Origin of the sequence: Desulfosalsimonas sp., assembly GCF_046483245.1 — a bacterium.
Classification (GTDB): Bacteria; Desulfobacterota; Desulfobacteria; order Desulfobacterales; family Desulfosalsimonadaceae; genus Desulfosalsimonas.
Genome location: NZ_JAWODO010000119.1, coordinates 1 through 9506 on the forward strand (window position 1 = coordinate 1; position 9506 = coordinate 9506).

Here is a 9506-nt window from a genome sequence, read left to right on the forward strand (position 1 = left end):
CCTTGCTGAAGTTTTTCACGAACACCGGCGCGGATATCACCGGCGTGGAAACCAAAGAAGGGGTCAAGAAAGACGGGTGCAGCCCCCCTGAGCCAAAAAGCTCAGGGGGGCTTTTTTATTCCGGAAAAATTTTAAAAGGAGGATGAAATGGGAAAAGGTCTTTTCAAACCGATTTTGATGCTACTGATCCTAATTTTTGCTGCAGTTGCAATGGTTCAGGCCGGCAGCCCGCAGCCGGAGGACGGCAAAACAGGAATCCTTCTGGTTGCCTTTGGCACAACGTTTTCAGAGGCGCAGGCTTCCTTTGACAATATTGAAGCAGGAATCAAATCCGCCTTTGCCGACACAACAATCCAATGGGCCTATACCTCGGAGATGATCCGCAACAAAATGGCCCAACAGGGGAAAACGGCCCATTCGCCTTCACAGGCCCTGAAAGAAATGGCAGAACAAGACTTTACCAAAATTTTTGTGCAGTCGCTGCACACCATTGCCGGATATGAATACCACGACCTTGTCAAAACCATACGCAAGTTTGAACATCACGCCGGTGGAGTTAAAAAAATCACAATCAGCGGACCGCTGCTGGCAGGGCCGGAAGACATGGCAAAAGCCGCCCGGGCCATCCATGACACCATACCCGAAAAGCGCGCAAGCGATGAAGCGGTCGTGCTTCTGGGACACGGCACCCATCATCCGTCAAATGCTGCTTACCCGGCCCTTATGTGGCGGCTGCAGCGCGATGACAAAAACATTTTCATGGGCACGGTGGAAGGGTTTCCCGGCCCTGAGGAAATATTGGAGCAGCTTGAGAAAAACAACATATCCACGGCATGGCTCATGCCCTTTATGTCCGTGGCCGGCGACCATGCAAGAAACGACATGGCCGGAGACGGCGAGGATTCCTGGAAATCCGTTTTCAATGACGCAGGCATTGACTGCAAACCCGTTTTAAAAGGATTTGCGGAATATGATCCATTTGTGGATATCTGGGTGAGCCAGCTCCAAACTGCCATGGAGAAATAAATTGGGCATGCTTCGGTTTTTTCCGCTTTGGCCGCAGCTTGTGGTCCTGACCGGGGTGCTGGTGGTTCTGGCTGCCGCGGCCGCGGGCATGGGGCATGTGCAGGTGGGATTTTTCGATGTCCTGCGTATAGCCGGCTCGGCGGTATCCGGCATTTCCAGACTGGCCGCCGACATTGATCCCATTGCCCGGACCGCCGTCCTTGAGGTTCGCCTGCCGCGCATCCTGGTGGCCGCCCTGGTGGGCGGGGCCCTGGGGGTGTCGGGCGCGGTGTATCAGGGCATTTTGTTAAACCCGCTGGCAGATCCCTATACCCTGGGAGTTTCCGCGGGGGCGGCCTTCGGGGCCTCTGTTGCGATTCTGATCAATGTCAGCATGCTCGGGGCTTTTTCCGTTCCCTTGTTTGCCTTTGCCGGGGCCGTGGCAACGCTTATGATTGTTATGTATCTGGCATCTTCGGCAGGGGGATATTCGTCGAGCAACCTGATCTTGTCCGGCATTATCGTGGCGGCCATCCTGTCTGCAGGCATCAGCTTTATCAAGTACCTCGCAGACGAGCGGGTCTCGGTGATCATTTTCTGGCTCATGGGAAGCCTGGCTTCAAAGACGTGGGCAGACGCGGGCCTCCTGGCAGGGGTGACAGCGCTGGGCACGGGTGTGTGCCTTTTTTTTGCCAGGGATCTGAACCTGATGTCTCTTGGCACCCGAACGGCCGCATCCATGGGAACGTCCGTGCACAGGCTTTCGCCCATGCTTCTGGTCTGCGTGAGCCTGATGGCTGCAATCTGCGTATCGGTTTCAGGGATTATTGGATTTGTGGGGCTTTTGGTGCCCCACCTGGTCAGAAGCATCTGCGGCCCGGACCACGGACGGCTCATTCCTGTATCGCTGCTCATTGGTGCCATTTTACTGCTGGCCGCAGACACAGTAACCCGGGCCCTGCTTCCCAGCGAACTGCCCATCGGTGTGCTCACAGCGCTGATCGGCGGACCGTTTTTCTGCTGGGTATTTCGCAGGCGACAGATGGGGGCAATGGGCCATGGGTTTTGATATCAGCGAAATTTTTTATTCATACGGCACCCGGCGCGCCATTGACGGGCTAAGCCTTTCGCTTCTACCGGGGCGCTTTTACGCGGTGATCGGACCCAACGGGTCGGGCAAGACCACACTGATGGACCTGATGTGCCGGCACAAAAGTCCGGATTCAGGAAACATTTTTCTAAACGGCCGGGCCCTTGAACAGTATTCCAGCCGGGCCCTGGCCAGGCAGGTGGCCCTGGTGCCCCAGGAATACCGGGTGAATTTTCCCTACACCGCAGAAGAGGTGGTGGCCATGGCCCGCTATCCCCACCTGCCCCGGTTTTCCGCGCCCACGGTCGAAGATATGGAAGTGGTCAGCCGGGCCATGGCCGAGTGCAAAGCCGAAAACCTGGCAGACCGCTTCATGACCGAGCTTTCCGGCGGCGAAAAACAACGGATCGTGTTTGCCCGGGCCCTGGCTCAGCAAACCCCGGTGCTGCTGCTCGATGAGCCCTGCGCCAATCTGGATATCCGCCACGGCCTCGGCCTCCTGGAGTCGGCGGCCAAACGGGTCAGAACTCAAAACATCACCGCGGCCGCGGTCATGCACGACATCAATTTGGCGCTCAGGTACGCAGATGATCTCATACTGATGAACCAAGGAAAAATCGTTTCAAACGGGCCGGTGGAAAACACCCTGGAGCGCGGGGTCTTAAAACAGATATTCGGCGTTGACGCCCGTATCCGGACCGATTCGGCCATAAACGCACCACAGGTGACCTTTGTCGGATAAACATTTACAATTTTTTATACTTGTTGCTGCTGCCCTGATTTTTCTGGCCGTTCCGGTACAGGCCGAAAGCCAGACCATGGCCCTTGTGGGCAAACACACGGTGCGCGACTGCGCGGACCGGCAGATCCGGGTGGAAAAACCCTTTTCCCGCATCATCTCCCTGTATGGCGCCCACACGGAAAACCTGTTTGCCCTGGGCCTGGACAAAGAGATTGTCGGGGTGGGCCGACATCCGGACTATCCGGAAAAAGCCAGGGAAAAACCGGGCTTTTCCCCCCAGGACGGCCCGGAAAAGTTTCTTGCAGCCCGGCCCGACCTGGTGCTGGTGCGCCCCATGCTCGACCGCGGCTATGAACCCCTAATAAAGCAACTGGAAAAATTCAACATCCGGGTGGTCTCACTTCAGCCCGGCAATATAGAAGAGATGAAAACGTACTGGCGCATCCTGGGACGGCTGACAGGCCGGGAGGATGCCGCAGAGAAAATGATTGCGCATTTTGACCAGGGCGTCAAACAGGCCCGGCTTCTGGCCGAACAAATTCCTGCGAAAAAAAGGGTTTATTTCGAGGCCATCCACGACCGGTTCAAGACCTTTACCCCGGATTCCATGCCGGTTTTTGCCCTGGAGTGCGCCGGCGGCATCAATGCGGCAGACGATGTCAGCCGGGTGCGCAACACCAATATTGCGGAATTCGGCAGGGAACGGATCATGGCAAGAGGGGGGCAAATCGATGTTTACCTGGCCCAGAACGGGCCCATGAACAGCATTGATGTCAAAGACATTGAAAACGAGCCGGGCTACAATGTGATCAAGGCGGTCAAGCAGGGCGAGATTTATATCGTGGACGAGCAGATCGTGGCCCGCCCCACCCTGCGGCTGCTCAAAGGCATATGGACCATCGGTTCGATTTTGTATCCGGATGTTTATACGAAAGAGAGGGGTGGGGAGATGTTGGGAGATGTGAACAGTGGTCAGTAATGAGTGATCAGTTGTCAGTGGGCACTGATGAGTTGAACTTTTTGATTGGCTCGAGGCTTGGATGAAATTTTTCTTGTGCTGTTCCGGTTCTGACGGAGGTTGGGCAAGGGGCGGCGGGGTGGTTTGTGAAGCTGCATTGAGCGTTTTCGCCAAAAGATCCGGCCGGGGCCGGAGCCATTGGAATTTCAAACTGTCTGAGGGCATCAGCCCGAGTTTTTGAAATTCCGGCGGAGGCACCGGCCGGATCGGCGAAAACGGTCAGCAGCAAACAAACCGCCCCGCTGCCCCGCACGACAACACGACAAGCATGCTTATTTCCAAAGCGGGCGGTCACTTTGACAGCCGCGCAAAGCTTTTACATCGCTTGATGCATGTCAGGAAAAAACATATGGATACAAAAAAGATCAAAGGGATAGTGGTGGCGGCGCCGGCCAGCGGAAGCGGCAAGACCACCATCACCCTGGGCCTGCTGGCGGCCCTGACAAGAAAGGGCATTGACACGGCGGCCTTCAAGATCGGCCCGGACTTCATTGACCCGGGCCTGCACGGAGAAATCACCGGTCAGCCCGGGCGCAACCTGGACGGCTGGATGCTGGACCAGAATACCAACCTGGAAATCTTTTCCAGGGGTGCAGACGGTGCAAAAATGGCCGTGGTGGAAGGGGTCATGGGACTGTATGACGGTTTTTCCGGAGGGTCCGAGGCCGGCTCCACCGCCCAGATGGCCAAATGGCTGGGCCTGCCGGTGCTTTTGGTGGTGGATGCCGGCCGGATGGCCAGAAGCTTTGCGGCCATGGTCAAGGGGTTTGTGGAATTTGATCCAAAAGTGCGCTTTTGCGGAGTTGTGGCCAACAACGCGGGCAGTCCGGCACACATCCGGTATTTGGAAGAGGCCATGGCCGATATCTCTGAAATTGCCCTTCTGGGGGCGATCCCAAAGGATGCCGGCGTCGGAATTCCTGAGCGGCACCTGGGGCTTTTTACCGCAGAAGACAAGGTGATATCCGACCAGAGAACCCATGCCCTGGCCGATCTTGTCTCCACGCACACAGATCTGGACCGCCTGATTACCGGACTTGACGAAATACCGCTAAAACAGCTTGCTAACCGGCTCCGGCCCGAACCTGTCGTGCGGGTGGCCGTGGCAAAAGATCCGGCCTTTTGCTTTTATTACCAAGACAACCTGGACGTGCTTGAAGAACAAGGATGCCAAATCGTATTTTTCTCCCCTGTCAATGATACAGACCTGCCAGAAAACATTCACGGCATTTATCTCGGGGGGGGATACCCGGAATTGTACGCCCAGGCCCTGTCTGAAAACCTGTCCATGCGCCGGGCCCTTCAGACTGCGGTCCGGGCAGACATGCCGGTATACGCTGAATGCGGAGGCTTTATGTATTTGTGCAAAAGCCTGGAAGACCAAAACGGCCAAATTTTTGAAATGGCCGGCGTATTCGGGTTCCAGACAGTCATGGCAAAACGGCTTTGCGCCCTTGGCTACCGACAGATCCGGTTTCTGAAAAACACCCCCCTGGACCCTGCGGGTACGGTTGTGCGGGGTCATGAGTTCCATTACTCTTTTATCCGGGACCCAAAGGCGGACAAAACAGCGCCGGACGTCTATGAAACCGCTGACCGGGCGGGCAAAAACCGCACCGCCCCGGGCTGGCTGACAAATCAGTGCCTGGGCAGCTACGTGCACCTGCATTTCCGGAGCCAGCCCCAAACCGGCCGCAACTTTGCAAACGCATGTGCAGAATTTCAAAACAAAAGGGAAAACATTCATGAAACCCCACGAAATTGAAGACCTGAGCTTTTCTATCATCGAAAAGGAAGCCGGGCCCCACGGGTTTGCACCTGCGCAGTGGCGCATTGTCTCACGCATGATTCACACCAGCGCGGATTTCGAGTACCTGCAGAGCGTACGCTTCCACCCGGAGGCCATATCAGCCGGGATCCGCGCCATTCAAACCGGGCGGGCCATTGTCACGGACACCAACATGGCAAAAGCCGGAATCCGCAAAACCGATGCAGCCCAATTCGGCTGCCGGCTGGAGTGCTTAATGGAGGACCCGGAGGTGAAAAAACAGGCCGCTGCCCAAGGCACCACCCGGGCTGCCGCAGCAGTCGATGCAGCAGCAGACCAGGTCAAAGGCGGCATTTTCGTGGTGGGAAATGCGCCCACCGCCCTTATGCGCATAATCGAGCAGATAACGGCAGGGCACACAGCACCCGCCCTGGTGGTGGGCCTGCCGGTGGGGTTTGTCAACGCGGCTGAATCCAAACAAATGCTGACCCGGGCGGATGTGCCCCATATCACCAACATGGGCAGAAAAGGCGGGTCAGCCGTGGCTGCAGCCGTGATCAACGCCCTATTTTCCCTGGCTGCCGAAAAAGGAGCATAAATGATGAACACACAGTACGGAACACTTTACGGCATCGGCGTGGGTCCCGGAGATCCCGAGCTGATCACCCTCAAGGCGATCCGGATCCTGGCACAGGTGGATGTGGTCTACACGGCCAGTTCCACCAAAAACGATTACAGCCTGGCGGTCGCCATTGCCCGGCCCTATATCCCGGACAGCGCGGAAATCCATAACCTGGGGTTTCCTATGAGCAAGGACGAAGATGTATTAAAACAAGCCTGGGAGAAAAACGCCCAAATCATTGCCCAAACCCTGGAGCAGGGCAAAAATGTCGCGTTTCTCACCCTTGGCGACTGCCTGACTTACTCAACATACTCTTACCTGGCCAGGCATCTCCGGCGGATCGCACCTGATACACCAACGGTTGCAATACCGGGCATAACATCCTATCATGCCGCAGCTGCCCGCTTGCAGCGGCCTCTGGCCGAAGGCGAGCAGTCCCTGCTGATCGTATCGGGCTGCCGCGGCGGGGACAAGCTGCGGCAAATGGGTGATTATGCAGACAACGTGGTTTTTTTAAAGGCGTACAAAAACGCCGCAGACATCACCCGGGCCATTGATGAGCGGGGATGGCGGGACAACTCAGTGGGAATTGTTTCCTGCAGCCTGCCCGAAGAGCGGGTCATCAAAAATATCAACGCGTTTGAAACGGCGCGCCCGGACTACTGGACCCTAATTTTCTCCGGAAAAAAAAACGGACATGAGTAAAAAGGCAGCACAGCCCAAATACCGTCGGCTTTTAATATCCATAGGGATATCCGTGGCCATGGCAGCCACCGGCATGATGACCATCGAGGCCATCACTCCGGCCGTTGCCGCAGACAAGCTGGCAATCCCCCTGGCCCGGCTCTGCGTGTTTATCGGCATGGGCTTGGCCGTGGCCCAGGTGATTGAATCCAGGGGCTGGACCCGGCGGCTGGGTGCTGTGGCCGCACCGCTGTTTTCCTATGCCAACCTGGGCACGCGCTGCAGTGCAGCTTTTTCCGCGGCCTTTTTTTCAGGGGTGGCGGCCAATTCCATGCTGGTGGATTTTTACAATGACAACAAAATCACCCGGAAGCAGATGTTTCTCACCAATTTCATCAACCAGCTGCCGGCCTATTTCCTGCACCTGCCAACGACCTTTTTCATCGTGGTGCCCCTGACCAAAACCGCCGGTTTGATCTATTTCGCACTGACCCTAACCGCCACCCTTGTGCGCACAATGGTTTTTGTGATCTGGGGCCGGCTATTTGTCCCCCCGGCAGCCGGCCAGGAAGACCAGGAACTTGCATTGCAGCAAAGCGAGGCGGAAAAAAAAGGGGCCTGGACGGTATTGAAAAAACGGCTGCCCGGACGTTTTGCCGCAATTCTGACATACGTGGTACCCATTTACACGGCCGTATATTTTGCAGCCGGCCTGGGGGCATTTGAAGTCCTTCGCACCTGGATGACCCGTGCCGTGACCCTCCAGGCCCTGCCCGTGGAGGCCTTCTCTGTGGTGATCTTAAGCTTTGTTGCGGAATTCACCTCCGGGTTTGCCGCAGCCGGCGCCCTACTCGACCAGGGGGTGATCACTGTCAAGCAGACCGTGATCGCCCTGATTGCCGGAAATATCATCGCATTTCCGGTCCGGGCTCTGCGTCATCAGCTGCCGCGCTACATGGGCATTTTCCAGCCCAAAACCGGGGCTCAGCTGCTGCTGCTGGGCCAGTTTTTCCGGGTGGCAAGCCTGGCGGCGGTCACTGCGATTTATTATATTTTGGCGTAAAACCCGTTTCAAACTGCAGGCTGCGAGGTTAAGTGACAGGCAAAAAATCCAGACGCAAACTCAAAGCCGGTTTTACCACCGGCACCGCTGCCGCGGCAGCGGCAAAGGCGGCTGTGCTGGCCCTGCTGGGCAAACACCCGCCTGCTGAAGTCAGGGTAGTGCTTTTGACCGGGGATTTCATCAACATTGCCGTGCACGGATGCTCTGTTGAAAATGCCTTTACCGCCTCGGCCACGGTGATCAAGGATGCCGGCGATGACCCGGATGCCACGCACAGGGCTGAAATCGGCGCCCGGGTCTCCCTTCTGGAGCCGGAAAAAGGACTTGTGATCACCGGCGGTCCCGGGGTTGGCCGCATTACCCGGCCGGGGCTGGAAGTGGCCCCGGGCAACCCGGCCATCAATCCCGGGCCGGAAAAAATGATCCGGCAATCGGTCAAACAGGTTTTTGATGATTTCGCAGATGCGCGGGGTGCGGTCATTGAAATCTTTGTTCCCAAGGGAGAAAAAATCGCAAAGCACACATTAAACGCCCGGCTCGGAATTATTGGCGGTATCTCCATTCTCGGCACCACCGGGGTGGTAAAACCCATGAGTCATGAAGCCTATATTGCCACCATTTCCTCTGGCATGTCCGTGGCAAGGGCCGCAGGAAGCGATGTTGTGGTGTGCACAACCGGCCGCAGAAGCGAGCGCTACGCCCAGGCCCTGTTTTCCGATCTGCCGGAGCCGGCCTTTGTCCAGATCGGGGATTATTTTGAAAAATCCATGCAAATGGCCGGCGATTACGGTTTTACCCGGGTAGTGCTGGCTGTGTTTTTTGGCAAGGCCGTGAAAATGGCCCAGGGAGCGGCCCATACCCACGCGGCCAAATCCCGCATGGGGCTTGAAACCCTGGCCGGATGGGTGCAGCAGCGATGCCCGGAGAAAGCCCTGGCCCGGCAGGTGGCATCTGCCAACACGGCCAGATCCGCGTTTTTCATAATCCGGGACAACTGCCCGGCAGTGCTTGCCGACACCGCCGACCGGATGCTTGCATCGGCTGACGGGTTTGCCAACACCCGTATACAGATCCGTGCCGTTATATTCGATTATGAAGGGGGCGTATCCGCAGACAGCGCAGATACGAAAGGGAGGTTATGAAAAACCCAATACACGTCGTGGGCATGGGCATGTGCCGGGCTGACCTGTCCCAAAGGCACCTGGAAGTCATTAAAAATGCCGGTTTTCTGGTGGGCGCGGACCGGCATCTCAAATGGTTTGCCGACCACCCGGCCAGGCAGCGCAGAATTGATTCCCCCTTGTCCGCGGTACTCGATGATATAGAAAATTTTGCCCAATCCGGCACCGTGGCCGTGCTGGCAAGCGGAGATCCGCTTTTCTACGGCATCGGCACCACCCTGATCCGGCGTTTCGGCAAAAACCGTGTGACGGTTTATCCCAATATCTCGTCCATGGCTGCCGCGTTTGGCCGCATCAAGTGCTCCTGGCAGGAGGCCGCGGCTGTGAGCATGC

10 protein-coding genes are annotated in these 9506 nt (G+C 56.9%); all 10 read left to right on the forward strand.

Going from position 1 to position 9506, the window contains the following annotated elements; all coding sequences use genetic code 11:
* The first annotated feature begins 210 nt into the window (after nt 1–210).
* Nucleotides 211–1026, forward strand: a complete 816-nt coding sequence (locus R6U41_RS10590) for a sirohydrochlorin cobaltochelatase (protein WP_410269810.1) — start codon at nt 211–213, stop codon at nt 1024–1026.
* 7 nt (nt 1027–1033) lie between these two features.
* A complete protein-coding gene (locus R6U41_RS10595; RefSeq protein ID WP_410269811.1) occupies nt 1034–2074 on the forward strand; it encodes a FecCD family ABC transporter permease in 1041 nt (346 codons plus the stop codon).
* Nucleotides 2064–2837: an ABC transporter ATP-binding protein gene (locus R6U41_RS10600; protein ID WP_410269812.1), complete on the forward strand. Its 774-nt coding sequence runs from the start codon at nt 2064–2066 to the stop codon at nt 2835–2837. Before R6U41_RS10595 ends, R6U41_RS10600 begins: the two co-directional genes overlap by 11 nt.
* Nucleotides 2827–3816 carry an ABC transporter substrate-binding protein gene (locus tag R6U41_RS10605; RefSeq protein ID WP_410269813.1) on the forward strand — a complete coding sequence of 330 codons (990 nt, stop codon included), beginning with the start codon at nt 2827–2829 and terminating at the stop codon, nt 3814–3816. The genes R6U41_RS10600 and R6U41_RS10605 overlap by 11 nt, the downstream gene beginning before the upstream one ends.
* A gap of 388 nt (nt 3817–4204) precedes the next feature.
* The gene (locus R6U41_RS10610) at nt 4205–5620 is read left to right on the forward strand and encodes a cobyrinate a,c-diamide synthase (protein WP_410269814.1); all 1416 of its coding nucleotides are present in this window, start codon (nt 4205–4207) and stop codon (nt 5618–5620) included.
* Nucleotides 5601–6221, forward strand: coding sequence for a precorrin-8X methylmutase (locus R6U41_RS10615; RefSeq protein WP_410269815.1), 621 nt, complete (start codon nt 5601–5603; stop codon nt 6219–6221). The genes R6U41_RS10610 and R6U41_RS10615 overlap by 20 nt, the downstream gene beginning before the upstream one ends.
* On the forward strand, nt 6222–6950 hold the full coding sequence (gene cobI / locus R6U41_RS10620; protein WP_410269816.1) for a precorrin-2 C(20)-methyltransferase: 729 nt from the start codon (nt 6222–6224) through the stop codon (nt 6948–6950).
* Complete coding sequence (locus R6U41_RS10625; protein ID WP_410269817.1) at nt 6943–7992, forward strand: nucleoside recognition protein; 1050 nt, start codon at nt 6943–6945, stop codon at nt 7990–7992. Before cobI ends, R6U41_RS10625 begins: the two co-directional genes overlap by 8 nt.
* Before the next feature lie 32 nt (nt 7993–8024).
* On the forward strand, nt 8025–9134 hold the full coding sequence (cbiD, locus tag R6U41_RS10630; protein ID WP_410269818.1) for a cobalt-precorrin-5B (C(1))-methyltransferase CbiD: 1110 nt from the start codon (nt 8025–8027) through the stop codon (nt 9132–9134).
* On the forward strand, nt 9131–9506 hold a 376-nt coding region (gene cbiE / locus R6U41_RS10635; protein WP_410269819.1), incomplete at its 3' end, for a precorrin-6y C5,15-methyltransferase (decarboxylating) subunit CbiE. The genes cbiD and cbiE, both read left to right, overlap by 4 nt.

Excerpts from the sequence above, each read along its gene's own strand:
- R6U41_RS10590 (WP_410269810.1), top strand. The coding sequence starts at position 211 with ATGGTTCAGGCCGGCAGCCCGCAGCCGGAGGACGGCAAAACAGGAATC.
- R6U41_RS10595 (WP_410269811.1), top strand. The coding sequence starts at position 1,034 with ATGCTTCGGTTTTTTCCGCTTTGGCCGCAGCTTGTGGTCCTGACCGGG.
- R6U41_RS10600 (WP_410269812.1), top strand. The coding sequence starts at position 2,064 with ATGGGTTTTGATATCAGCGAAATTTTTTATTCATACGGCACCCGGCGC.
- R6U41_RS10610 (WP_410269814.1), top strand. The coding sequence starts at position 4,205 with ATGGATACAAAAAAGATCAAAGGGATAGTGGTGGCGGCGCCGGCCAGC.
- R6U41_RS10615 (WP_410269815.1), top strand. The coding sequence starts at position 5,601 with ATGAAACCCCACGAAATTGAAGACCTGAGCTTTTCTATCATCGAAAAG.
- cobI (WP_410269816.1), top strand. The coding sequence starts at position 6,222 with ATGATGAACACACAGTACGGAACACTTTACGGCATCGGCGTGGGTCCC.
- R6U41_RS10625 (WP_410269817.1), top strand. The coding sequence starts at position 6,943 with ATGAGTAAAAAGGCAGCACAGCCCAAATACCGTCGGCTTTTAATATCC.